The organism is Streptomyces lunaelactis, from assembly GCF_003054555.1.
GTDB lineage: Bacteria > Actinomycetota > Actinomycetes > Streptomycetales > Streptomycetaceae > Streptomyces > Streptomyces lunaelactis.
In genome coordinates this window covers 2,769,809-2,793,174 of the sequence record NZ_CP026304.1, presented here as the reverse complement: position 1 = coordinate 2,793,174, position 23,366 = coordinate 2,769,809, and the positions used below count along the sequence as shown (strand labels likewise).

Annotated in this window: 18 protein-coding genes and 1 pseudogene; 9 read left to right on the top strand and 10 right to left on the bottom strand. The window is 71.6% G+C overall.

Annotated features, from left to right (window positions below; genetic code table 11):
• The first annotated feature begins 94 nt into the window (after window positions 1–94).
• Window positions 95–2,803 carry a pyruvate, phosphate dikinase gene (ppdK, locus tag SLUN_RS12675; RefSeq protein WP_108148586.1) on the top strand — a complete coding sequence of 903 codons (2,709 nt, stop codon included), beginning with the start codon at window positions 95–97 and terminating at the stop codon, window positions 2,801–2,803.
• Between the two features lie 558 nt (window positions 2,804–3,361).
• Window positions 3,362–4,381, top strand: coding sequence for an ArsR/SmtB family transcription factor (locus SLUN_RS12670; protein ID WP_175314027.1), 1,020 nt, complete (start codon window positions 3,362–3,364; stop codon window positions 4,379–4,381).
• Here the strand turns inward: SLUN_RS12670 and SLUN_RS12665 are convergent.
• Both SLUN_RS12665 and SLUN_RS12660 read right to left on the bottom strand, forming a co-directional pair.
• Window positions 4,351–5,508, bottom strand: a complete 1,158-nt coding sequence (locus tag SLUN_RS12665; protein ID WP_108148584.1) for an alkaline phosphatase PhoX — start codon at window positions 5,506–5,508, stop codon at window positions 4,351–4,353. The genes SLUN_RS12670 and SLUN_RS12665 overlap by 31 nt on opposite strands.
• 191 nt (window positions 5,509–5,699) lie before the next feature.
• Window positions 5,700–7,587, bottom strand: a pseudogene (locus tag SLUN_RS12660) (APC family permease).
• Between the two features lie 216 nt (window positions 7,588–7,803).
• Here SLUN_RS12660 and SLUN_RS12655 point away from each other — a divergent pair.
• On the top strand, window positions 7,804–8,403 hold the full coding sequence (locus SLUN_RS12655) for a hypothetical protein (protein ID WP_306610689.1): 600 nt from the start codon (window positions 7,804–7,806) through the stop codon (window positions 8,401–8,403).
• A 150-nt stretch (window positions 8,404–8,553) separates the two neighbouring features.
• Here SLUN_RS12655 and nirD read toward each other — a convergent pair whose 3' ends face one another.
• The 3 genes from nirD to SLUN_RS12640 are packed head-to-tail and all read right to left on the bottom strand — an operon-like array spanning window position 8,554 to window position 12,615.
• Window positions 8,554–8,877, bottom strand: coding sequence for a nitrite reductase small subunit NirD (gene nirD / locus SLUN_RS12650; RefSeq protein WP_108148583.1), 324 nt, complete (start codon window positions 8,875–8,877; stop codon window positions 8,554–8,556).
• On the bottom strand, window positions 8,874–11,396 hold the full coding sequence (gene nirB, locus SLUN_RS12645; protein ID WP_371413824.1) for a nitrite reductase large subunit NirB: 2,523 nt from the start codon (window positions 11,394–11,396) through the stop codon (window positions 8,874–8,876). Before nirB ends, nirD begins: the two co-directional genes overlap by 4 nt.
• A gap of 10 nt (window positions 11,397–11,406) precedes the next feature.
• Window positions 11,407–12,615 carry an NAD(P)/FAD-dependent oxidoreductase gene (locus SLUN_RS12640; RefSeq protein ID WP_108148582.1) on the bottom strand — a complete coding sequence of 403 codons (1,209 nt, stop codon included), beginning with the start codon at window positions 12,613–12,615 and terminating at the stop codon, window positions 11,407–11,409.
• Window positions 12,616–12,799: 184 nt separating this feature from the next.
• On the opposite strand from SLUN_RS12640, the gene SLUN_RS12635 reads away from it, so the two are divergent.
• Complete coding sequence (locus tag SLUN_RS12635) at window positions 12,800–13,585, top strand: sulfite exporter TauE/SafE family protein (protein ID WP_108148581.1); 786 nt, start codon at window positions 12,800–12,802, stop codon at window positions 13,583–13,585.
• A 199-nt stretch (window positions 13,586–13,784) separates the two neighbouring features.
• On the opposite strand, the gene SLUN_RS12630 is transcribed toward SLUN_RS12635, so the two are convergent.
• Both SLUN_RS12630 and SLUN_RS12625 read right to left on the bottom strand, forming a co-directional pair.
• On the bottom strand, window positions 13,785–14,429 hold the full coding sequence (locus tag SLUN_RS12630) for a class F sortase (protein ID WP_108148580.1): 645 nt from the start codon (window positions 14,427–14,429) through the stop codon (window positions 13,785–13,787).
• A gap of 103 nt (window positions 14,430–14,532) precedes the next feature.
• On the bottom strand, window positions 14,533–15,039 hold the full coding sequence (locus SLUN_RS12625) for a GVDTG sorting domain-containing protein (protein WP_108148579.1): 507 nt from the start codon (window positions 15,037–15,039) through the stop codon (window positions 14,533–14,535).
• 468 nt (window positions 15,040–15,507) lie between these two features.
• On the opposite strand from SLUN_RS12625, the gene cutA reads away from it, so the two are divergent.
• On the top strand, window positions 15,508–15,840 hold the full coding sequence (gene cutA, locus SLUN_RS12620; protein ID WP_257153713.1) for a divalent-cation tolerance protein CutA: 333 nt from the start codon (window positions 15,508–15,510) through the stop codon (window positions 15,838–15,840).
• The gene (locus tag SLUN_RS12615; RefSeq protein ID WP_108148577.1) at window positions 15,837–16,289 is read left to right on the top strand and encodes a gamma-glutamylcyclotransferase family protein; all 453 of its coding nucleotides are present in this window, start codon (window positions 15,837–15,839) and stop codon (window positions 16,287–16,289) included. Before cutA ends, SLUN_RS12615 begins: the two co-directional genes overlap by 4 nt.
• Window positions 16,290–16,347: 58 nt before the next feature.
• Here the strand turns inward: SLUN_RS12615 and SLUN_RS12610 are convergent, their stop codons facing one another.
• From SLUN_RS12610 to SLUN_RS12600, 3 genes are all read right to left on the bottom strand, one after another.
• Window positions 16,348–18,447 carry a molybdopterin oxidoreductase family protein gene (locus SLUN_RS12610; RefSeq protein ID WP_108148576.1) on the bottom strand — a complete coding sequence of 700 codons (2,100 nt, stop codon included), beginning with the start codon at window positions 18,445–18,447 and terminating at the stop codon, window positions 16,348–16,350.
• Window positions 18,448–18,674: 227 nt separating this feature from the next.
• Window positions 18,675–19,256, bottom strand: coding sequence for a TIGR03086 family metal-binding protein (locus SLUN_RS12605; RefSeq protein ID WP_108148575.1), 582 nt, complete (start codon window positions 19,254–19,256; stop codon window positions 18,675–18,677).
• Between the two features lie 93 nt (window positions 19,257–19,349).
• On the bottom strand, window positions 19,350–20,045 hold the full coding sequence (locus SLUN_RS12600) for a SanA/YdcF family protein (protein ID WP_371413910.1): 696 nt from the start codon (window positions 20,043–20,045) through the stop codon (window positions 19,350–19,352).
• 164 nt (window positions 20,046–20,209) lie between these two features.
• Here SLUN_RS12600 and SLUN_RS12595 point away from each other — a divergent pair, with 164 nt between their 5' ends.
• The 3 genes from SLUN_RS12595 to SLUN_RS12585 all read left to right on the top strand — a co-directional run bounded on the left by SLUN_RS12595 (window position 20,210) and on the right by SLUN_RS12585 (window position 23,351).
• Window positions 20,210–20,968, top strand: a complete 759-nt coding sequence (locus tag SLUN_RS12595) for a hypothetical protein (RefSeq protein ID WP_108148574.1) — start codon at window positions 20,210–20,212, stop codon at window positions 20,966–20,968.
• Window positions 20,969–21,057: 89 nt separating this feature from the next.
• Window positions 21,058–21,951, top strand: a complete 894-nt coding sequence (locus tag SLUN_RS12590) for a sirohydrochlorin chelatase (RefSeq protein ID WP_108148573.1) — start codon at window positions 21,058–21,060, stop codon at window positions 21,949–21,951.
• Window positions 21,952–22,010: 59 nt separating this feature from the next.
• The gene (locus tag SLUN_RS12585) at window positions 22,011–23,351 is read left to right on the top strand and encodes a deoxyguanosinetriphosphate triphosphohydrolase (protein WP_108148572.1); all 1,341 of its coding nucleotides are present in this window, start codon (window positions 22,011–22,013) and stop codon (window positions 23,349–23,351) included.
• Window positions 23,352–23,366: the final 15 nt, after the last annotated feature.

Genomic DNA, 23,366 nt, shown 5'->3' with positions numbered 1-23,366 from the left:
GTATGACGGCCAAGTGGACGTACCCAGATGCCTTCGATCTGGGTATGTTCCTCGCCGTCAGGGCAGCCACCGAGTCCTCGAGGAGTCGAGACCCGTGTCGGAAAACAAAGATCAGAAGTTCGTCTACGACTTCACCGAGGGCAACAGGGACCTCAAGGACCTCCTCGGTGGCAAGGGTGCGAACCTCGCCGAGATGACCAACCTCGGGCTGCCCGTCCCTCCGGGCTTCACGATCACCACCGAGGCGTGCAAGGTCTACCTCGACAGTGGCACCGAGCCCGCCGCGCTCCGGGACGAGGTGAGCGCGCACCTCGACGCCCTCGAGCAGACGATGGGGAAGAAGCTCGGCCAGGCCGACAACCCCCTTCTGGTATCGGTACGTTCGGGTGCGAAGTTCTCGATGCCGGGCATGATGGACACCGTCCTCAACATCGGTCTCTCCGACGCCTCGGTGGCCGGGCTCGTGCAGCAGTCCGGCGACGAGCGCTTCGCCTGGGACTCCTACCGCCGCCTCATCCAGATGTTCGGCAAGACCGTGCTGGGCGTCGACGGCGACCTCTTCGAGGAGGCGCTCGAGGAGGCCAAGCACGCCAAGAAGGTCACCGTCGACACCGACCTCGACGCCGCCGATCTGAAGAAGCTGGTCAAGCAGTTCAAGAAGATCGTCTCGCGCGACGCGGGCCGTGACTTCCCGCAGGACCCGCGCGAGCAGATGGACCTCGCGATCCGCTCGGTCTTCGAGTCGTGGAACACCGAGCGCGCCAAGCTCTACCGCCGCCAGGAGCGCATCCCCGGCGACCTCGGCACGGCCGTCAACATCTGCTCGATGGTCTTCGGCAACCTCGGCCCCGACTCCGGCACCGGCGTCGCCTTCACCCGCGACCCCGCCAGCGGTCACCAGGGCGTCTACGGCGACTACCTGCAGAACGCGCAGGGTGAGGACGTCGTCGCGGGCATCCGCAACACCGTGCCGCTCGCCGAGCTGGAGACGATCGACAAGACGTCGTACGACCAGCTGATGCAGATCATGGAGACCCTCGAGACGCACTACCGCGACCTGTGCGACATCGAGTTCACCATCGAGCGCGGCCAGCTGTGGATGCTGCAGACCCGCGTCGGCAAGCGCACGGCCGGTGCGGCCTTCCGTATCGCCACCCAGCTCGTCGACCAGGGCCTCATCGGCGAGGCCGAGGCGCTCCAGCGCGTCAACGGCGCCCAGCTCGCGCAGCTGATGTTCCCGCGCTTCGACGACCAGGCGAAGACGGAGCTGCTCGGCCGCGGTATCGCCGCCTCCCCCGGCGCGGCCGTCGGCAAGGCCGTCTTCGACTCGTACACCGCGGTCAAGTGGTCGCGTTCCGGCGAGAAGGTCATCCTCATCCGCCGTGAGACCAACCCCGACGACCTCGACGGCATGATCGCCGCCGAGGGCATCCTGACCTCGCGCGGCGGCAAGACCTCGCACGCGGCCGTCGTCGCCCGCGGCATGGGCAAGACCTGTGTCTGCGGCGCCGAGGAGCTCGAGGTCGACACCAAGCGGCGCCGGCTGACGGTCGGCGAGCGGGTCATCGAGGAGGGTGACGTCGTCTCCGTCGACGGCTCCACCGGCAAGGTCTACCTCGGTGAGGTGCCGGTCGTACCGTCGCCGGTCGTCGAGTACTTCGAGGGCCGGATGCACGCGGGCGCCGACGACGCCGACGAGCTGGTCGCCGCCGTGCACCGGATCATGGCGTACGCGGACCGGGTACGCCGACTTCGCGTACGGGCGAACGCCGACAACGCCGAGGACGCGCTGCGCGCGCGGCGGTTCGGCGCCCAGGGCATCGGCCTGTGCCGCACCGAGCACATGTTCCTCGGCGAGCGCCGCGAGATGGTCGAGAAGCTGATCCTCGCGGACACCGACGACGAGCGCGAGCTGGCGCTGGGCGCCCTGCTGCCGCTGCAGAAGAAGGACTTCATCGAGCTGTTCGAGGCGATGGACGGGCTGCCCGTCACCGTCCGGCTGCTCGACCCGCCGCTGCACGAGTTCCTGCCCGACATCACCGAACTGTCGGTACGTGTCGCCCTCGCCGAGGCCCGCAAGGACGCCAACGAGAACGACCTCCGGCTCCTCCAGGCCGTGCACAAGCTCCATGAGCAGAACCCGATGCTGGGCCTTCGCGGCGTACGTCTCGGTCTGGTCATCCCCGGTCTGTTCGCCATGCAGGTTCGGGCGATCGCCGAGGCCGCGGCCGAGCGCAAGAACGCCAAGGGCGACCCGCGGCCGGAGATCATGATTCCGCTGGTGGGCACCGTCCAGGAGCTGGAGATCGTCCGCGAGGAGGCCGACCGGGTCATCGCCGAGGTGCAGGCGGCCACGGGCACCGACCTCAGGCTGACCATCGGCACGATGATCGAGCTGCCGCGGGCCGCGCTGACGGCCGGCCAGATCGCCGAGGCCGCCCAGTTCTTCTCCTTCGGTACGAACGACCTCACCCAGACCGTGTGGGGCTTCTCCCGCGACGACGTCGAGGCGAGCTTCTTCACCGCGTACCTGGAGAAGGGCATCTTCGGGGTCTCGCCGTTCGAGACGATCGACAGGGACGGCGTCGGCGCGCTGGTGCGCAGCGCGGTCGAGGCCGGCCGGGCCACCCGCCCCGACCTCAAGCTGGGCGTCTGCGGTGAGCACGGCGGCGACCCGGAGTCGGTGCACTTCTTCCACGAGGTGGGCCTGGACTACGTCTCCTGCTCGCCGTTCCGTATCCCGGTGGCGCGCCTCGAGGCAGGCCGGGCGGCGGCGGAGTCGAAGGGCAGCGACTCCCGATAGGACACCGGAGCCGTCGCCGGGGTCCGGGGCCTGCCCCGGTCGGTACCCCACCCTCACCGACCCGGTGGCGGCTCCGGAACACCGAAAGGGAAGGGGCGGGCGCCTTGTGCGGGGCGCCCGCCCCTTCTGTGTGCCTTTTTCGGCAAGGCCGATTCCCTGTTGAATTACGGACCTTCACGGGAATCGAATTTCTGCCGTTCGCCACGCAAAGAACAGGCCGATCGCCACGCAAAGAACGGGGCGGAGCGTCGTACGGAAAACGGGCGGAGCGCGGCCCGCGGATCCCCATCCGCGGGCCGCGCCCCATTACCCGTGCCGGGCAGGGAGCCGCACCTTCTGTCACCCGCCGCCGGACGTGCAAAGCCCCCCACGGTCTTCGCACGTCCATCGGAGACAGAAGGTTTCCTGCCCGACGTCGTACAGCCTTTCGGTTAGCACCCACCCCTCGCGAGGCGTTTCAACTGTGGCTGAAACACCGTGGTAACGTCCTGTGATGGCATGCATACTCAGTGATCGGGGGCGATTGCGGATGCAACAGGTGGAGCAGGTGGGGGTTCGGTGCTGCGTATCCATTTCACTGGGGACGACCTAGCAAGAGTGCGGATGGCGGTGAGACCTGATGTTCTGTGGGAAACCATTCTCAGCTTTCACCGATTGCGGGATCGGCGCGGTGCACAGGTCTTCGGGGAATGGCGCTCGGAAACCCGCGCCCGGTTGAATGGTGAAACACGTCTGCTTGCCGCACTGGTTCCGCCGCGGGGCTATTTCCCGGACTTTCTGACACCTCCTGAAGGCCGCTCGGGGATGGACGCGGGACTGGAGGCGCTGCGTGCCACGCCGCCCGGCCGTCTGCACACCGAACTGGCCCTGGCCGCCTCCGACCGTGCCTCCGTGCCCGTGCTGCCCGGCAGGCTCGCCGCGCTCGCCGAGGGCGGGGCCGAGCCGCTGGCCCGCCTCATCGGGGCGCTGCGCAGCTACCACCGGGCCGCCGTGGAGCCGTACTGGCCGCACGTCCAGGCCAGGATCGAGGCGGAGCGTGCCGTACGCGGCCGCGCGCTGCTCGACGGCGGCGCGGACGAACTGCTCGCCTCGCTGCCGCCGGTGCTGCGCTGGCGGCCGCCGGTCCTGGAGGCCGACTATCCCGTCGAGCGCGAACTGCACCTGGGCGGGCGGGGTTTGCTGCTGCAGCCGTCGTTCTTCTGCCGCGGCAAACCGGTGGTATACCGCGACGCCGCGCTCCCGCCGGTACTCGTCTATCCGGCCGCGCACAGCGCCGGCCCCGCTTTCGGCGAGGCCGGCGGCCCTTCGCTGGGCAAGCTCGTCGGCCACACCCGCTCGGCCGTCCTGCAGGCCATCCGCTTCGGCTGTACGACCAGTGAACTCGCCCGCAGGGCAGGGGTGTCACTCGCCTCCGCAAGCCAGCACGCGGCCGTACTGCGCGAGGCGGGCCTGGTGGTGACACTGCGCCACGGCAACGCGGTCCTGCACACGCTCACTCCGCTGGGCGCCGCCCTGCTGCGGGGCGGCGCCACGGCGGAGGCCGCGGGCTACGCCCGGAACGGTCCCGTCACCTCGTAGGTGATACCGCCCGACGAGGAGCCGCTCGTACCGCGCTGGCTGGAGAAGTACAGCCGCTGGCCGTCGGGCGAGAACGCCGGTCCGGTGATCTCGGACGAGGACTGGCCCGTGACCCGCAGGAACACTGCGACGATGTCGTTCGGCGTGATGATGCAGATCTCCAGGTTTCCGCCGTCCTCTGCGACGAAGAGATCGCCGGAGGAGGAGCCGGTGATGTTGTCGACGCCGGTCAGTGGGGCGGGACCGGGGTTGACCAGGTTGTCGTCGTAGGCCAGCTCGTAGGTGCTGTTCAGCAGGTTGACCTGCCAGACGCGGTTGTCGCCCTTGGTGGTGAACCAGACGGTGTCGCCTGCGTAGTGACAGCCCTCGCCGCCGTTGAAGTGCTTGGCGCCGGAGACCTGGTTGCGAGTCGCGGTCGGCGAGCCGTCCGGGTCGGGCACGTTCTGCCAGGTGAAGGAGCCGGAGGTGCCGGAGCCGGCGACGAGCACCTGGAGGGTGCCGGAGGAGAGATTGCCCCATGTGGTCGGGATGAACCGGTAGAAGCAGCCGTTGCTCTCGTCCTCGGTCAGGTAGATCACGTGGCGTACCGGGTCGGCGGCGGCAGCCTCGTGCTTGAACTTGCCCATGGCGTCTCTGCGGGTGCTGGTGCCACCCCACGGGTTGGTCTCGTAGACGTAGCCGAGGGAGACCTCCTCGCAGGACAGCCAGGTGTTCCACGGGGTGGCGCCGCCGGCACAGTTCTGCCGGGTGTTGGAGAGGATCCGGTACGCGCTGGTGATGGTGCCGGAGGAGTTGAACTTCACGGCGCTGGCGCCGCCGCCGGGGTTGATCTCTGAGTTGGAGACATAGATCCAGCCGCTGCCGTCGGCGAAGCAGGCGCCGCCGTCAGGGGCGTTGTGCCAGGCGTAGGAAGTGCCGGAGACGGTCTGCCCGGAGCGGGCGATCACCCGGCTGGTGAACCCGCTCGGCAGCTGGATGCCGTTGGCGTCGGCGGCGCCCAGCGGGCCGTACGGGCTGGGGCCGTTCTGGGCGGGGGCCGCGTATGCGGCACCGCGCATCAGGGTGCCGCCGAAGGCGGCGACGGAAGTGCCGATGACCGCTCCGCGCAGGAAGCTGCGACGTTCCACTTGTCACTCCAGGGTGGTGGTGACCACCCCGCCGCACCGGCCGGCGCCGCGGGGTCGCGCGCTACCGGAACCTAGGAGTGCCGAATTGACTGTACGTCAACAAGAGGTGACATACAGCGGTCCACTCGCCCAGGTGTGACCGTTACCAGGTGACGGGGAGTTCGAGCATCCCCTGAATTGTATCGCCGGACTTAGGAGCGGCTCCCGGGCTCCCCGAGGCGGAAGCGGAGGCGGCAGATCACCGCGTCCGTGTCGCGCCGTACCGCGTGCGCCAGGACCGCGCCGCGCTGGTTCTGCAGCAGTCGCTGCCACAGCCGGTCCGGCTCCACCTCGGGTATCAGCACCGTGACCCGGGTGCCCGGGTGGTACTTGTACACCTTGCGTACGTACTCCGAGACGGGCCGCCCGACCGTGCGGTGCTCGGAGGACAGCTCCACCAGCTCCACGCCCGGGTTCCACAGCTCCCAGTCGCGGCGCAGCGCGGCCAGCGCCTCGCGGTCCTCCTCGTCCGGGTGCGTGACCGTCACGGCGCGCACCTCGTCGCCCAGGGACACGGCCGCGTTCACCGCCTCGCAGGTCAGCCGGGACAGATTCGACACGGGGACGATGACGAGGGAGCGCTCGCGGTGCGGGGCCTCGGGGACCTTGCCGAGGCCGAGACGCTCACCGATCCTCCCGTACTCCCGGTGGATCCGCTCGAAGAGCAGCACCAGGGCGGGCAGCGCGATCACGATCAGCCAGGCGCCCTCGGTGAACTTGGTGGCGGTGACGACGACCGCGGAGACGCAGGTGAGTACGGCTCCGAAGCCGTTGAGTGCGGCCTTCCACCGCCATCCCTGGGACCGATCCGCGCGCCAGTGGATCACCATGCCGGTCTGGCAGATGGTGAAGCCGACGAAGACGCCGATCGCGAAGAGCGGTACCAGGGTGTTGGTGTCGCCGCCGGAGAAGACCAGCAGCAGCGCGGCGATGGCGGCGAGCGTCAGCACGCCGTGCCGGTGAACCTCACGGTCGGCCTTGAGGCCGAAGACATGCGGCAGGTAGTTGTCGCGGGCGAGCAGCGACATCAGCACCGGCAGCCCGCCGAAGGAGGTGTTCGCGGCCAGCGCCAGCAGGACGACGGTCGCGAACTGCACGACGTAGAAGGCCCAGTTGTGGCCGAGCGAGGCGTCGGCGAGCTGCGCGAGGACGGTGACGCCCTCGACCGGCTGGAGGTGGAAGCGGCCGATGAGGACGGCCAGCCCGATCAGCATGACGCCGAGCAGACCGCCGAGGGCGACCTCGGTGCGCTGGGCCCGCTTGGCGGCCGGGGCGCGGAAGGACGGGACGGCGTTGGCGACGGCCTCGACGCCGGTCAGGGCCGAGCAGCCGGAGGCGAAGGCCTTCAGCAGGAGCAGCGCGCCCACCGTCGTGGCGTTCTCGGTCAGTACGGAGGCGTGGCCCGCGGGCCGCCTCGGTGGACGCGGGTGCGTCACGGAACAGACCGACGACGATCATCGTCAGGATCGAGCCGACGAAGATCGCGGTCGGGACGATGAAGGCCTTCGCCGAGTCCACGATGCCGCGCAGATTGACGGCCGTGACCAGCACCAGGACGCCGAGGCAGAGGATGAGCCGGTCCTCGTAGAGGGCGGGGAAGGCGGAGGTGAGGGCGGCGACGCCGGCGGTGACGGAGACCGCGACGTTCAGTACGTAGTCGAGGACCAGCGAGGCCGCGGCGACCAGGGCGGTGCGGCGGCCCAGATGCGTCTTGGCGACGGCGTAGGAACCGCCGCCGTTCGGGAAGGCGGCGATGACCTGCCGGTACGAGGCGACGAGCACCGCGAGCAGGCCGGCGATGGCGAGGGTGACGGGCAGCGTGAAGCCGAGCCCGACGCCGCCGGCGGTGGCCAGTACGAGAACGATGGCCTCGGGGCCGTATGCCACCGATGCCATCGCGTCGAGGGAGAGGGCGGCCAGGCCCTGGAGGGCGGTGAGCCGGTGCCGGTCGCCCGCGAGCACCTTCGGCGGCGGGAGCGGCGGGGCCGCCGGCGCGGCCCCCTCTTGGGGCGCGCCGGGAGGCGTGGAGAGAACGGTCATCGTGCTGGCACCTCCGGGTAGTGGAATCCCCAGCGTGAGGGCGCGTTTTTGGCGGCGCGCGCGCTCTTGTCGCGTCCTTGGCGCGCGCACCGGCCCTCTTCACGCGATGTTGACGCCCGGCGTGACCATCAGGACGCCGTCAAGGATCCGGGGAACGCCATCAGCGCACCGTCAACGGTGGGCACGCGCGCCCGGGCTCCGGCTAGCGTCGCGGCCATGGGACGCGACAGCACACCCGACGCAGCGCAGGGCGGTGACGATGCGGTGCCCGAGGGACCGACCGCCGAGATGCTACGGAGACGGCCCCGGCCCCGCCGCGAGCCGCAGGGGGACCAGCGCTGGGCCGCGGATCTGCGGGCCGCGCTCTTCTGCGCCGCGAGCCTGTTCGTACTGCTGCACCTCGTCGACTTCGCCGGCGGCACGCTGGACGCCCTGCGGTCCGGGATGTGGAGCGGGCTCGCGCTGGTGCTCTTCGCGGTCCTCTTCCCGCCCCGGGTGACCGCGGGCCACCACTGGCTCGCGGTACGCGGACTGCTGGGCGAGCGCCGCGTCAGCACCGATCTGCTCACCCATGTGAGCCGCCGCGGCGGCGTGGCTCAGCGGATCGTGCTGCGGGACGCGCTGGGCAACCGCGTCGAGCTCGACCCCAAGGTCCTCGCGGGCAGTCCGATGCTCTGGCACGAGCTGGACACGGGCGCGCGCCGGGCCCGCGAGCGCGGGCTGCTGCGGGCCGGGGCGGCTGTGCTGGAGGGTCTGGCGGACCGTATCGAGGGGGACGAGGCGCGGGCCGTGTTCAAGGCGTCCGGCCTGGGGTGACGGCGCTCGCCAAGGCGCCTGGCCCCCGTGTCTCGTCAAGCCGCCTCGACATCACGTGGATGGACACGGCCCAGGCCGGAGGCCCGCACGCCAACAGCCGTGAGGGCCTCCGGACGTGAGGCCCTCACGTGTCAGGCCGGGGAGCCGCTGTCATTTCGTGGAGTAGGTCGCCACCGAAACCGACTCGTCGTCCAGGCAGAGGCCCGTCTCCAGATCGAAGCGCTGCTTGAGCAGAGGGGACGCGACATACGGCCGTCCGTCCGGTGCCGAGCCGATCAGTCCGCGCGAGAGGACATACGCGCCCGTGAACGGGTCGCGGTTGTCGATCGCGTACGTACGCCCCGCGCGGTCGGCGAAGACCGCGGCCTGCCGCCCGTCAGGGAGCAGCGCCGCGACGCCCCTCCCCGGAGTCAGCCGGGCCGCCTCGCAGACGGTGAACCAGACGTCTTCCAGGCGGAGTTGGACCTTGCTCATCGGGTTGCCCCCAGGGTCAGGACGGGAAGTTCGGGCTTGATCTGCCCGCGCTCGGGCACGAACCGCACCGACGGGTCAGGAGTCTCCGGCGCGTTCACGAAGGAGACGAAGCGGAGCAGCCGGTCCGGGTCGTTCAGGGTTTCGGCCCACTCGTCGCGATAGCCGGTCACATGCTCCGCCATCAGCGACTCCAGCTCCGCGCACAGCCCCAGCGAGTCATGGACCACGACGTCCCGCAGGTGATCCAGACCGCCCTCCAGCCGCTCGAGCCACGTCGACGTGCGCTCCAGGCGGTCCGCCGTGCGGATGTAGAACATCAGGAACCGGTCGATCAACCGGATCAGTTCGGCGTCGGAGAGATCCTGGGCCAGCAGATCCGCGTGCCGCGGCGTCGCGCCGCCGTTGCCGCCCACGTACAGGTTCCAGCCGCCGGCCGTGGCGATCACTCCAAAGTCCTTGGACTGCGCCTCCGCGCACTCCCGCGCGCACCCCGAGACCGCCGACTTCAGCTTGTGCGGGGCCCGCAGGCCGCGGTAGCGCAGCTCAAGGTCGATGGCCATCCGGACCGAGTCCTGTACGCCGTAGCGGCACCAGGTCTGCCCCACACAGGACTTGACCGTGCGCAGCGCCTTTCCGTACGCGTGCCCCGACTCGAAGCCCGCGTCCACCAACCGTCCCCAGATGCTGGGAAGCTGGTCCACCCGGGCGCCGAAGAGGTCGATCCGCTGGCCACCCGTGATCTTGGTGTAGAGCCCGAAGTCGCGCGCCACCTCGCCGATCACGATCAGCTTCTCCGGAGTGATCTCACCGCCCGGTATGCGCGGCACGATCGAGTACGAGCCGTTGCGCTGCAGGTTCGCCAGGAAGTGATCGTTGGTGTCCTGCAGCGCCGCCTGCTCGCCGTCGAGGATGTAGCCACCGGCGAGAGACGCCAGGATCGAGCCGACCGTCGGCTTGCAGATCTCGCAGCCGTCGCCGCCGCGCGCCTCCTCGCGGCCGTGGCTGTCGAGCAGAGCGGCGTACGAGGTGATGCGCAGGGTGCGGACGATCTCGTACAACTCGCTCCGGGTGTACGGGAAGCAGCCGCACAGGCCCTTGTCCCCGGACTGCGGCAGCAGCTGGCCGATGACCTTGACGCAGCTGCCGCAGCCCGTCCCCGCCCTGGTGCACTTCTTCACCTCGGGGAGGGTGGCGCAGGCGGTGATCGCGGCCTTGGTCACGTTGTGGCAGTTGCAGATCACCGCGTGGTCCGGCAGCGCGGACGGGCCGAGCGCGGCGGGCGCGCCCGTTCCGGCCGGCAGCACCAGCTGCTCGGGGGAGACGGGCGGTACGGAGCCTGTGAGCGGGCGCAGCATGCCGTACGCATCGGCGTCGCCGACCAGGACGCCGCCCAGCAGCGTGCCCTGCGGGTCCACCACCAGCTTTTTGTAGACGCCGGAGCGGGAGTCCGAGTACACGACGTCCAGACAGCCCTCGGCCGTGCCGTGCGCGTCACCGAACGAGGCCACGTCCACGCCGAGCAGCTTCAGCTTCGTCGACATGTCGGCACCGGTGAAGGCCTTCACCTCGCCCTCCAGCGAGTCGTCCAGTGCCGCGGCCGCCGTCTCGGCCATCTCGTAGCCGGGCGCCACCAGCCCGTACACCCGGCCGTCCGCCGCCAGAGCGCACTCGCCGATCGCGAACACCGACGGGTCCGACGTACGGCACTGCTCGTCGACCACGATGCCGCCGCGCGCGCCGACCTCCAGGCCGCTCGCGCGGGCCAGCTGGTCCCGGGGCCGTACCCCCGCCGAGAAGACGACAAGATCGGTGGCGAGGACCGAACCGTCCGACAGGGCCATGCCGTTGACGGCCCCCTTGTCGTCGACCGTGACCTCCTGGGTGCCGGTGCCCGTGTGGACGCTCAGGCCCATGCGCTCGATGGTGCGCAGCAGCGCCGCGCCGCCGCCGTCGTCCACCTGCACCGGCATCAGCCGGGGCGCGAACTCCACGATGTGCGTCTCGAGTCCAAGACCCTTGAGCGCGCCCGCCGCCTCCAGGCCGAGCAGCCCGCCGCCGACGACCGCGCCCGTACGGGCCGTCTTCGCGTACTCCTCGATCGCCAGCAGATCCTCGATCGTTCGGTAGACGAAACAGCCCTCGGCGTCCTTGCCGGGCACGGGCGGCACGAAGGGGTACGAGCCGGTGGCCAGCACCAGGGTGTCGTACGTGAAGCTCAGCCCGGTGCGCGAGGTGACCGTGCGCGTGGCCCTGTCGATGGTCTCGGCCGGGTCGTCGAGATGCAGCTCGATGCCGTGGCGCTGGATGAAGTCGCCCTCGACGAGGGAGAGTTCGTCCGGGGTCCGGCCGGAGAAGTACGAGGTCAGCCGGACCCGGTCGTACGCGGCACGTGGCTCCTCGCACAGGACGACGATCCTCGCCCGCCCGGTCAGGCCGCGCTCCGCGAGGGCCTCCAGGAACCGCTGGCCGACCATCCCGTGGCCCACGACCACGATCGTGGGGGTGGAAATCGTGGACATCGTCGACATCTCAGGAGCCTCCAAGCAGGTGCAGCAACGGGGTTGAGGGGAGCGGCTCGTCGCCTTCCCAGGTACGGGCCAGTTCGCCGACGGCCCCGAGTTCGCCGAGCAGGATTCCGCCGACGAGCCGGTCCCCGCGGACGACGACCTTGCGGTACGCGCCACGGGTGGCGTCGGCGAGCCGGACGACGTCGTCGCCGGGCAGCGGGGTGGTCTCGCCGAACGCGGCCAGGTCGAGGGGGCCGTGCCCGGCGAGCGTCAGCCGGGTCAGCGCGCGGGTGCCGGTGTAGCGGGCCGGCGTCGCGGTGAGTACGGACGCGAGGACATCGGCCTGTTCGAGCGCGGGACCCGCCAGGCCGTAGACCCGGCCGTCGTGCTCGGCGCAGTCGCCGATGGCGTGGATGTACGGGTCCGAGGTGCGCAGCTCGTCGTCGACGACGATGCCGTGGCGGACATCGAGTCCGGCGGCCTGTGCGAGGCCGACCCGGGGGCGTACCCCGCAGGCGAGGACGACGAGCTCGGAGTCGAGGACATAGCCGTCGGCGAGCTCGACGGACGTACCGCGCAGGCCGCGAACGCGGCACTCCGTGTGCACCTCCACGCCGAGCGACTCGATGTGGTGGCGCAGCAACTCAGCTGCGGCGGGGTCGAGTTGGCGCTCCATGAGGTACTCGCCCTGGTGGGCCAGTACGACGTGCGCGCCGCGCTCGGCGAGCGCGCGGGCCGCCGAGACGCCCAGCAGCCCGCCGCCGATGACGACGGCGCGGGTGCCCTCGCGCACGGCGGCGGCGAGCGCGAGGCAGTCGTCCATCGTGCGGAAGGGGTGAACGCCGTCGGGGAGCTCACGGCCGAGCCCGCGCAGGGGCGGGAGGACCGGGTTGGAGCCGGTCGCCAGCACCAGGCGGTCGTAGGGCACCACGCTTCCGTCGTCGCACTGCACGACCTGGTCGGCGCGGTCGATACGGACCACGCGCACGCCGCGGCGCACGGGGGTGGTGGGGAGGGCGATGACGTCGGGGCCGTAGCGGCCGGCGAGGACTTCGGCGAGGAGGACGCGGTTGTAGGGGGTGTGGGGTTCCTCGCCGATGACGGTGACGGTGACGCCGGTGCCGGTGCCGGTGCCGGTGCCGAGGCCGGGGGCGGCGTCGCTCGCGGCGAGCCGGCGCGCGAGGCGGGTGCCTGCCGTTCCGCCGCCGATCACCACGATCTGAGTTGCCATGTCCGCAGCCTGCGGTGCGGGTGTTACCCGGCAGGTGCGGGGCTGTTTCCCCCGGGGAACGCTGCGCTCAGCGCGGGCGACGGTGTGGTGTGAGGGTCACGTCGGGGCCCGCCCCGAGCCCCGCCCGAGCCCCGCCCGAGCCCCGCGCCTCGATCGCCGGCGGGGCTGGATTAGGGTCGCGATCATGCCTGACATATCGCTGACCACCCTCGTCGTCCTCTGCCTCGCCGCCGCCGCGGCCGGCTGGATCGACGCGGTGGTGGGCGGCGGCGGGCTGCTGCTCCTGCCCGCCCTGCTGCTCGGTCTGCCTCATGTCCCGGCCGCCCACATCCTCGGCACCAACAAGGCCGTGGCCATCGTCGGCACCTCGGGCGCCGCCGTCACCTACGCCCGCAAGGCTCCGGTGGAGGTGAGGACGGCGGTACGGATCGGGCTCGCCGCGCTCGCGGGTTCGATGGGCGGCGCGTTCTTCGCGGCCGGGATCAGCAGCGAGGTACTCCGCCCCGTGATCATGGTGGTGCTGCTCGGCGTCGCGGCCTTTGTGATGCTGCGCCCGTCGTTCGGCACCGCCGCGGACACCGACAAGGGCGCCGTCACCCGGGCCCGTACCATCGCCGCGATCGTCCTCGTGGGCGGCGGAATCGGCTTCTACGACGGCCTGTTCGGGCCCGGCACCGGCACCTTCCTGGTCCTCGCGCTCAGCGCCGTACTCCACCTCGACCTGGTGACCGCCTCCGCCACCGCCAAGATCGTCAACGTCTGCACCAACGCCGGGGCGCTCGTGATGTTCGCCTACCAGGGCAGCGTGCTGTGGCAGCTGGCCGCGCTGATGGCGGTGTTCAACCTGGCGGGCGCCCTGTTCGGCGCGCGGATGGCGCTCAGGAAGGGCAGCGAGTTCGTCCGAGGGGTCCTGCTCGTCGTCGTCTTCTCGCTGGTCGCCAAGCTCGCCTTCGACCAGTGGACGGCCTAAGCGGCCCCGGGGAAGTCCGGGCGGCGTCGCGGGCCGATGGCTGTCGCCTGGCTGCGTTGTCGTCAGTCGCCGACGCTCCGCGTGGACTCCTTCCTCCGCCTTGCCAGACTCGGCCCTCGACCCTCCCCCGTAGCCCTTCGGGCACGGGGGTGCCCCCACCTTCACCCACCCGGACTTCCCCGACACCCCTTAGACCTACCTAGGTCGCCGTGGGCTCCCGCACTCCGATGAGGTGCGCGTACGCCACCACATTGCCCTGGTAGCCGGTCTTCTTCGTGAACCCGCCGCCGCAGGTGATCACCCGTAGTTCGGCCCGGTCCCTGGGCCCGTAGACCTTCTCGTCCGGGAAGGCGTCGGCCTCGTACACCTCGATCGCGTCGATGGTGAACACGGCGGTACGGCCGTCCTCGCGGGTCACCTCGATGCGGTGGCCCTTCTTCAGCGCGCCCAGGCTGTAGAAGACGGAGGGACCGCGCGCGTTGTCGACATGTCCGGCGACGATCGCCGTGCCCTTGGCGCCCGGGGCCGTGCCGTCCTTGTACCAGCCGGTGAGATTGCGGTCGGCGGCCGGCGGTACGTCCAGGCTGCCGTCCTTGTCCAGCCCCAGCAGCATGACCGGGGCATTGACCCTGATCTCGGGTATGCGCAGCCGTACGGGCGCGGACGGCGGCAGCGGATCGGCGGCCGCGTCCGTGTGATGGCCCGGCCCGGCCGCGAAGGCCTCGGCGGCGGACGGTATCGGCGGGGTGATGTTCTCGGCGCCGTTCTGGACCAGCCAGACGCCGGCGCAGACGGCGACGGCTATGCCCCAGCCCTTGCCCCAACCCCTCTTCCTGGCGGTCATCGGTCCTCCGGGCGAATCTCGCCCGCTCCCGGCAGGCTCGGTTGCCCGGGGCCTGACGGGAGCGGGGACACGGCGGTACGAGGGACGGTGGGAAACCGGCCCGTCAGCTGCCCTGCGCGCCGCTCGCCCGGCGGCGCAGGAACAGGGTCCCGCCGACGGCGGCCGCGGCCAGTACGGCCACACCCGCCGCGATCTGGGTGGTGTCGGGGCCGACGCTGCCGCCGACGCCCGTGTTCACGTGGCCGATCGGTCCGGGGTGGTGCCGCACATGTAGCTCACCGGTGGCCGTCCTGCCGTTCTTGCAGGTCACGTCGATGGTGTAGTGCCCCGCATGGGTGCCGTGGGGGACCCGGAACCGGCCGACCGCGACCTCCTTGTGCGTACCGGGCGACAGCCGGAACTCGCCGGCGCCGAGCGACCGTGCGTCACCGACGCCGCGGCCGTTGTTCCCGCAGGCGGTGGTGCTCACGGTGACGGTCTCGCCGGCGGAGGCGGGCGACGGAAAGATCTCCAGCGGCTCGAAGTTCCCGGCGAACGCCCCCTGGGCACCGAGTCCGATGATGGCGGCCGCCAGCGCGGTACCGGTCAGCAGGCGGGCGGTGGTGCGCATGGCGGTCCTCCGGGAGAGCGCGCTGGTGCGGTGTCGTGTTCTCTCCGAGGTAAGGCGCAGCCCGTCGCCCACGCCTGCTGATGATCCATCAGTTCGGGTGGCATCGCTCGGCGTGTCGCGCTGGACATGATGCGTCGTCGCAGGTCACGGCGGGTGATGGGGGATCGGATGGCGTCCGGGGGTCGACGTGCTGAACGGGTGAAGGGTCGTGGCCGGCCGGGCGTGTCGGCCCGCTCGCCGAGGTGTGAGCGGCAGGGGACGTACGGCGAGGTGTGAGCGGCAGGGTGGGTACGGCCGAGGATCAGATCAGCTGCGATCGGATCGCCGCCGTGGCGACGGATGCCGGGACGTTGCGCAACAGCCGTGCGTACGGTGGCCTGACCGGCCGGAAGTGGACTCATGGTCCCGCCGTTTTGGCCCGTGACGACGTGGCCCGGACGACGGCCGACGAACCGAAGGAGCTTGTTGGTGGCCCAGGCACTGACCGTACTCACCGTACTGACCACGACCGACAGCGCGGAGAAGGCGGAGGCGCTGGCACGCGGCGCGGTGGAGGCCCGGCTGGCCGCCTGTGCGCAGGTGTCCGCGCCTGTGACCTCCGTCTACCACTGGCAGAACGCGATCGAGACGGCGGAGGAGTGGCAGGTGCTGTTCAAGACGAAACAAGCCTGCTACCCGGCGCTGGAGGCTCATCTGACGGCGGCACACGACTACGACACCCCGGAGATCATCGCGACCCCGGTGCTGGCCGGCAGCGCGGCGTATCTGGAGTGGATCGACGCGGAGACCGTGGCACCGTGACGCGGCCGGGCCCCGGGGAGGAGCTTCCGTTCTTCGTCTACGGGACGCTGCGCCCCGGCGAGTGCAACCACGACCACTTCCTGCACGGCCGCACGGCGGCGGAGGAGCCGGCGCTGCTCGCGGACGCGGTGCTCTACGAGGGCCCGGGCTACCCGTACGCCCTGCTCGAGCCCGGCGGGGGCACGGTCGCGGGCGAGGCGGTGACGGCGGCACCGGGGGAGTACGGGGAGCTCCTCGCCGTACTCGACCGCCTCGAGGAGTACGTCGCGCCGGGCCACCCGCGCAATCTGTACGAGCGGGTGGCGCGCGAGGTCCTGCGACCGGACGGCACGGCGGTACGGGCGTGGGTGTATGTCGCGGCGGCGGGCGTGGCGGAGGAGCTCCGGGCGAAGGGCACGGTGATCCAGGGCGGGGACTGGACGGGCCGGCTGCGGGGCCCCTTCCCGTAACCGGGGCGCTGCCCCGGAACCCGCGCCTCAATCGCCGGCGGGGCTGGAAAAGGCACCCCTACCCCGGCACCCGCTCCACCCGCACCGCGCACACCTTGAACTCCGGCATCCGCGACGTCGGGTCGAGCGCCGGATTCGTCACCGAGTTGACCCGGCCCTCGCCCGGCCAGTGGAACGGCATGAAGACGGTGTCGGCGCGTATCCCGGTGGTGATCCGCGCGGGCCCTACGGCCCGCCCGCGCCGCGACACCACCGCGAGCGGCTCGCCCTCGACGGCCCCCAGCCGCTCGGCGAGCAGCGGATGCAGCTCGACGAACGGCCCGGGCGCGGCGGCGTTGAGCTCGTCCACGCGCCGGGTCTGGGCCCCGGACTGGTACTGGGAGACGACCCGCCCGGTGGTGAGCAGCACCGGATACTCGGCGTCGGGTTCCTCAGCGGCGGGCCGGTGCCCGACGGCGATGAAGCGGGCCCGCCCGTCGGGCGTGGCGAACCGCTCGAGGAAGAGCCGCGGCGTACCGGGGTGGGTCCGGGCTCCCGTCCCGTCCTCCGGGCAGGGCCAGAACACCCCGTCCTCCTCCGCGATCCTCCGGTACGTGATGCCCGAGTAGTCCGCCGGGCCACCCGCCGACGCCCTGCGCAGCTCCTCGAAGACCTCCTCCGGGTCCGCCGGAAAGCCCTTCTCGTGACCCAGCAGTCCCGCCAGAGCGCTCAGTACCTCCAGATCGCTCCGTACTCCCGGCGGCGCCTGCACCGCCTTCTGGCGAAGCAGAACCCGGCCCTCCAGGTTCGTCGTCGTGCCCGTCTCCTCCGCCCACTGGGTGACCGGCAGCACCACATCCGCCAGCGCCGCCGTCTCCGACAGCACCACGTCCGCGACCGCGAGGAAGTCCAGCGAGCGGATCCGCCCCTCGATGTGCGCGGCGCGCGGCGCGGAGACCACCGGGTTGGAGCCCATCAGCAGCAGCGACTTCACGTCCCCGCCCAGCGCGTCGAGGAGCTCGTACGCACTGCGCCCGGGCCCCGGAAGCGACTCCGGGGTCACGCCCCACACCCCGGCGACATGTGCCCGCGCCGCCGGGTCGTCCAGCTTGCGGTAGCCCGGCAACTGGTCGGCCTTCTGGCCGTGCTCGCGTCCGCCCTGGCCGTTGCCCTGGCCGGTCAGACAGCCGTAGCCGGAGAACGGGCGCCCCGCCCGGCCCGTCGCGAGGCAGAGATTGATCCAGGCGCTCACCGTGTCCGTACCCTTGGAGTGCTGCTCGGGACCGCGCGCCGTGAGCACCATCGCGGACTCGGCGTCGCAGAACATCCGTACCGCTTCCCGCAGTTCGGGCACGCCGACTCCCGTGATCCGCTCGACGAGCTCGGGCCAGTGCGCCATGGCCGCCGCCCTGGCCTCTCCCCAGCCGCTCGTACGGTCCCGGATGAACTCCTCGTCCGTACGCCCTTCCGCCACCGCCACATGGAGCAGCCCGAGCGCGAGCGCCAGGTCCGTCCCCGGGCGGGGCGCCAGATGCAGGTCGGCCTGCTCCGCGGTCCGGGTCCGCCGCGGGTCGACGACGATCAAGGTGCCGCCGTTCTCGCGCAGTTCGGTCAGATAGCGCAGCGCGGGCGGCATGGTCTCGGCCAGGTTCGAGCCGACCAGGATCACGCATCCGCTGCGCGGAATGTCCTCCAGCGGGAACGGCAGCCCGCGGTCGAGACCGAACGCCCGCTGGTGCGCGGCCGCCGCCGACGACATGCAGAAGCGTCCGTTGTAGTCGATCTGCGAGGTGCCGAGTACGACCCGGGCAAACTTCCCGAGCGCGTACGCCTTCTCGTTGGTGAGGCCGCCGCCGCCGAAGACGCCGACCGCGTCGGGGCCGTACACCGTCCGCGTACGTGACAGTCCCGTCGCAACGGTCCGGAGGGCCTCCTCCCAGGTGGCCGGCTCGAGCCTGCCTGTGGCGGGGCGTCGGACCAGGGGCTCGGTCAGGCGCACCCGGGAGGAGAGCAGCGCGGGCGCGGTACGGCCCTTGCCGCACAGCGCGCCCCGGTTCACGGGGAAGTCCGGGCGCTCCACCACCTCGACCGCCTCGGCTCTGCCGCGCAGGTTCATGCCGCACTGCAGCGCGCAGTAGGGGCAGTGGGTCGGGGTGGTGTCGTCGAGCACATCGGGCATACGGCCAGCGTGCGACGCCCGTGTTACGCGGACGGGCGCGCCCGATTACGGGCCGGGTACGCCCAGCTCCGCCCGCGCCCCGCCGCCGCGTGAGGCGCCTGTCACCTCGGTGTTCCTGTGGCTCGGCGACATTAGAGGCTCGGCGACATCAGAGGCCCGGATTAGAGGCTCGGCGACATCAGAGGCCCGGCGCCGTCAGAGCCGCGGTGCGTCAAGCCGCGGTGCCGTCAGGCCCGGCGGCCGAGCAGGGCCAGCAGCCTGGTCTGGTGGCTGTCGCCCGGCGGGGGCTCGATGGGCGGGGCGAACAGGCCGGACTTCGCCAGGCCCGAGGCGTACGGCGTGACCTCCTCCAGCGCGAAGCTCACCAGCACGTCCGGCAGCCGCTCCTGCGCCCCGAGCGCGCGCGACAGGTCCCAGGTGTGCACGACGGCATCCGTGATCATCTGCGCGCAGTACGCCACGGCCGGGGTCTCCCCGTACGACAGCACTACGGTCTGCTCCAGCGCGCCCTCGGCCGCGAAGGCCTTGCGGGCGGCGCGCGATGCGGCGTCCCAGGTGGCCTTCGGTTTCCTGCCGAGTACGTCCCCGTCGTAGGCGTCGCCGATGTCCTCGATGCCCGCTCCCTCGGTCACGAGAGGGGGCACCCACAGCTGTTCCGCGGTGAGGTGGTTGACGAGATCGCGTACGGACCAGTCGGTACAGGGCGTCGGAGCGTCCCACTGGTCGGCCCCTACGGCGTGCACTCGCTCGGTGAAGAGGGCGAGCGCTTCGGTGTGCCGGGCGAGAAGGGTTGCCACATCGTTTTCCATACGGCTCACTGTTCCCTGCCGTGGATGACGACGCGAGTCTCCGGACGGACGGGCCGTCCGTGTCGCCGCGCGAGCGTGAGCCGGCCGCGCCGGTCAGCGGGCGGCCGAGGCCAGCGCCTCCTTCACACCGGGCTCCCTGGCCCCCAGGAAGCGAGGATCCGGTGTGAACGTGGCGTCCAGCGCCGCCTTGCCGGCCGCGAACATCTCCCGTGCACCGCCGTAGTACCAGACCGAGTCATGCGGTTCGCCGACCCCGACCCCGTACGACTCGACCCCCGCCGCCCGGCAGAGCGCGACGGCCCGCCGGATGTGGAAGCCCTGGGTCACCAGGACCGCCCGGTCGACCCCGAAGATCTTCTTCGCGCGTACGCAGGAGTCCCAGGTGTCGAAGCCCGCGTAGTCGCTGACGATCTGCTTGCCCGGCACCCCGCGCGCGGTGAGATACGTCCGCATGGCATCCGGCTCGTCGTACTCGACCCGGCTGTTGTCCCCGGTGACGAGTACGACCCTGACCTTGCCCGTCCGGTACAACTCGGCGGCGGCGTCGAGCCGGTGCGCGAGATAGGGAGTGGGGCGGCCCTTCCACAGCCCGGCCCCGAAGACCACGGCGACATCCTGCGCGGGCACTTCGGCGACGGTACGGACCCGGCTGTCGGCGACGACATGCATCCAGGTCGCGGGCGCGATCGCGAACACGCAGGCGAGCATGATCGCCTGGACGATCCGCCGCCGGCTACGGCGGGAGCGCGGCAGCTTCGGGATACGCGGCTTCGGGAGGCGCAGGGTCAGCCTTGATGCCTTGGATGCCGGCTTGGACGCCGACTCGAACGCCGACTTGAACGCCGACTCGCACGCCGTCTTGAGCGCCGTCAGGGATGCCTTCACGGCAGGTCAGACGCGGATCGGACCGGATTGGTTCGCTCCGTGCGGTCTCTCTGCCATGATTCAGTTTCATGATCACGGCAACGGACAGGCACGCCTGGGTGCGCACCGCCGCCCGCAACAACGCAGAGTGGTGCGAGGCCATGTGCCGTGCGCACGGACTTCCGGGCGCGTTCGGCGACCGTGCCTGGACGAGCGAGTGGCGGACCCCGCCGCTGTATCCGGACGCGGTCACCCTGGCCGCGGACGCCACGGCGTGGGAGGTCCTGGCGGACATCGACACCCGCGCGCCCGGGTGCTCGGTCAAGGACAGTTTCGCCTCGATGGACCTGGCGCGGGACGGCTTCGAGGTGCTCTTCGAGGCGGAGTGGCTGCACCGGCCGGCCGGGCTGGCCGCTCCCGTACCGCCGCCGGGGATCGAGTGGGCGCGGCTGCGGACCCCCGGGGAACTCGCCGCGTGGGAGGCAGTGTGGGGCGGCGGCCAGGGGCTGTCCGGCCTCTTCCGCGCGGAGCTGCTGGCTCTGAACACGACGTCCGTACTCGCCGGGTACGACACGGGCGGGCGGGTCGTCGCCGGCGCTGTGGCGAGCCGGAGCCGCAGCGGGGCGGCCGTGGGCATCTCCAACCTGTTCGCATCGGACGACGACCTGGACGGCGCGTGGGCCGGGTGCCTGGCGGCCGTGGCCCATTGGTGGCCGGGTGAGCCGGTCGTCGGATACGAGCACGGCGAGGACCTGGCCGCCGCGATGCGTCAGGGCTGTGTCCCGGTGGGGCCGCTGAGGGTGTGGCTCGCGTCCGCGTCCGAGCCTGTTGCGGACCGGTCGGTCTGACAACGCCGCCGGGGAGCCCGTGAGGGCGTGGAAAACACCCGTCACCCTCACGCAACGACCCTGCAACCTCCGCCCGTCAGGATCGGTCCATGACGGAGCCCGCGCACCTTCGTGAGTCCCTGCCCCTCGACACGACCGCGCAGCTGCTGACGCGCATCACCACTGAACTGGGCACCCAGCTCAGCCATGTCGCACTGAACGGAAGCCGCAGGCGTATGCCACCGACCGACCGGCCCGCCCTCGTCGCCGTCGCCCACGGCAGCCGCGACCCGCGCGCCCTGCAGACCGTGACCACGCTCCTGGACCGGGTACGCGAACTGCGCCCCGGCCTCGATGTCCGCCTCGGCCACGTCGAGCTGAACGAGCCGCTGCTGCCCGACACCCTCGCCGCGCTCAAGGGTGATGAGCGAGGAGTCTCCCGGGCCGTACTCGTACCGCTGCTGCTCAGCCGCGGCCACCACGTCAAGCACGATCTGCCGCAGGCCGCCGCCGCCGTCCCCGGCGGGGACATGCGCGTAGCGGCTCCGCTCGGCCCGCACCCCCTCCTCGTCGAGGCGCTCTGCTCCCGTCTCGCCGAAGCGGGCTGGCGCCCCGAGGACGGCACCAGCCGCAGCGCCGGGGTCGTCCTGGCCGCCGCGGGATCGCGCGACCCCGACTCGGTCTCCGACGTCCGCCGCACCGCCGAACTGCTCAGCGAGCGTCTCGGCGGGGTGCCCGTCGTCCCCGCGTACGCCTCCGCCGTCTCGCCCACCGTCCCCGCGGCCATCCGCGCCCTCAGCGCCCGCGGCCGCCACCGGATCGCCGTCGCCTCCTACTTCGCGTCCCCCGGCCTCTTCGCCACCCGCAGCGCGGCCGCCACGCCCTGGATCGCCGCCGCCCCGCTCGGCGCGCACCCGGCCCTGGCCCGGCTGCTGCTGCGGCGCTACGACGAGGCGTTCAGCACCCCGTACGCGGCTCAGCGGCGCGAACTCGCCCCTGCCTAGGCCCCCCCCTGGCCACCCGCCGTCCCCCGACACTCACCTGCTCCGGTTACCTTCGGTGCATGGCAGGCACCACCAGCACCACCTCATACGACCCCGCAGTCCCCGACGCGTACGACGAGGCGGCCACCGCCCGCTGGGCGCCCGAGCCGGACAAGCGTCCGGGCCGTACCGCCTTCCAGCGTGACCGCGCGCGCGTGCTGCACTCCTCCGCGCTGCGCCGCCTGGCCGGCAAGACCCAGGTGGTGACCCCCGGCACCCGCAACCAGGCATGGGACGCCAGCCCGCGCACCCGGCTCACCCACTCCCTGGAATGCGCCCAGGTCGGTCGGGAACTGGGCGCGGCACTCGGCTGCGACCCCGATCTGGTCGAGGCCGCCTGCCTTGCCCACGACATGGGCCACCCTCCCTTCGGGCACAACGGCGAGCAGGCGCTCAACGACTTCGCCAAGGACTGCGGCGGCTTCGAGGGCAACGCCCAGTCGCTGCGGCTGCTGACCCGAATCGAGCCCAAGCGGTTCGTCCACAGTGAGGCGGTGACATCAGCCGCTGCCGCGGCGGGCGGCGGGCTGGTCAGCGTCGGCCTCAATCTCACCCGGGCAGTCCTGGACGCCGCCACCAAATACCCCTGGCCGCGCGGCGGGCACCCCACCGACCCCGGCTCGGTGAAATTCGGCGTGTACGAGGACGATCTGCCGGTCTTCGAATGGGCCCGCCAGGGCGCGCCCGCGTACCGCAAGTGCTTCGAGGCGCAGGTCATGGACTGGGCCGACGACGTGGCGTACTCCGTGCACGACTTCGAGGACGGACTGCACGCCGGCCATCTCGACCCCAACCTCCTCCTCGCCGAGCCGGAGCGCAGCGACATCTGGTCGGTCGCGATCGGCCGCTACGTCCCGCACGACACCGACCCGCAGGAGCTGGCCGAGGCCCTGGACCGTCTCATCGACGAGGAGTGGTGGCCGCACCACTACGACGGCTCGGCCGTCGCGCAGGCCCGGCTGAAGGACGCGACGAGCCAGCTCATCGGCCGGTTCTGCCTCGCCGCCGAGGCCGCGACCCGTCAGGCGTACGGCTCCGGACGGCTCACCCGGTACGCCGCCGAGCTGGAGGTCCCGCGCGCCACCCGCAACGAATGCGCCGTCCTCAAGGCCGTCGCCGACCGCTATGTCATGCAGCGCGCCGAGCAGGAGGCCATCCGCGCCGACCAGCGCATCGTCCTGGCCGAACTGGCCGAGGCGCTCACCGTCCGTGCCCCCGACAGCCTCGACCCCCAGTTCCGCGCCCTGTTCGGCGCCGCCCCGGACGACCGGGCGCGCAAGCGGGTGATCGTCGACCAGCTCGCATCGCTCACGGACGCCTCCGCCCGTACCCTTCACAGCCAGCTCACGGCCCGCCGCTGAGCGGCCCATCAGCCC

Excerpts from the sequence above, each read along its gene's own strand:
- SLUN_RS12655 (WP_306610689.1), top strand. The coding sequence starts at position 7,804 with ATGGGACGCGACAGCACACCCGACGCAGCGCAGGGCGGTGACGATGCG.
- nirD (WP_108148583.1), bottom strand. The coding sequence starts at position 8,877 with ATGAGCAAGGTCCAACTCCGCCTGGAAGACGTCTGGTTCACCGTCTGC.
- nirB (WP_371413824.1), bottom strand. The coding sequence starts at position 11,396 with ATGTCCACGATTTCCACCCCCACGATCGTGGTCGTGGGCCACGGGATG.
- SLUN_RS12640 (WP_108148582.1), bottom strand. The coding sequence starts at position 12,615 with ATGGCAACTCAGATCGTGGTGATCGGCGGCGGAACGGCAGGCACCCGC.
- SLUN_RS12635 (WP_108148581.1), top strand. The coding sequence starts at position 12,800 with ATGCCTGACATATCGCTGACCACCCTCGTCGTCCTCTGCCTCGCCGCC.
- SLUN_RS12630 (WP_108148580.1), bottom strand. The coding sequence starts at position 14,429 with ATGACCGCCAGGAAGAGGGGTTGGGGCAAGGGCTGGGGCATAGCCGTC.
- SLUN_RS12625 (WP_108148579.1), bottom strand. The coding sequence starts at position 15,039 with ATGCGCACCACCGCCCGCCTGCTGACCGGTACCGCGCTGGCGGCCGCC.
- SLUN_RS12610 (WP_108148576.1), bottom strand. The coding sequence starts at position 18,447 with ATGCCCGATGTGCTCGACGACACCACCCCGACCCACTGCCCCTACTGC.
- SLUN_RS12605 (WP_108148575.1), bottom strand. The coding sequence starts at position 19,256 with ATGGAAAACGATGTGGCAACCCTTCTCGCCCGGCACACCGAAGCGCTC.
- SLUN_RS12595 (WP_108148574.1), top strand. The coding sequence starts at position 20,210 with ATGATCACGGCAACGGACAGGCACGCCTGGGTGCGCACCGCCGCCCGC.
- SLUN_RS12590 (WP_108148573.1), top strand. The coding sequence starts at position 21,058 with ATGACGGAGCCCGCGCACCTTCGTGAGTCCCTGCCCCTCGACACGACC.
- SLUN_RS12585 (WP_108148572.1), top strand. The coding sequence starts at position 22,011 with ATGGCAGGCACCACCAGCACCACCTCATACGACCCCGCAGTCCCCGAC.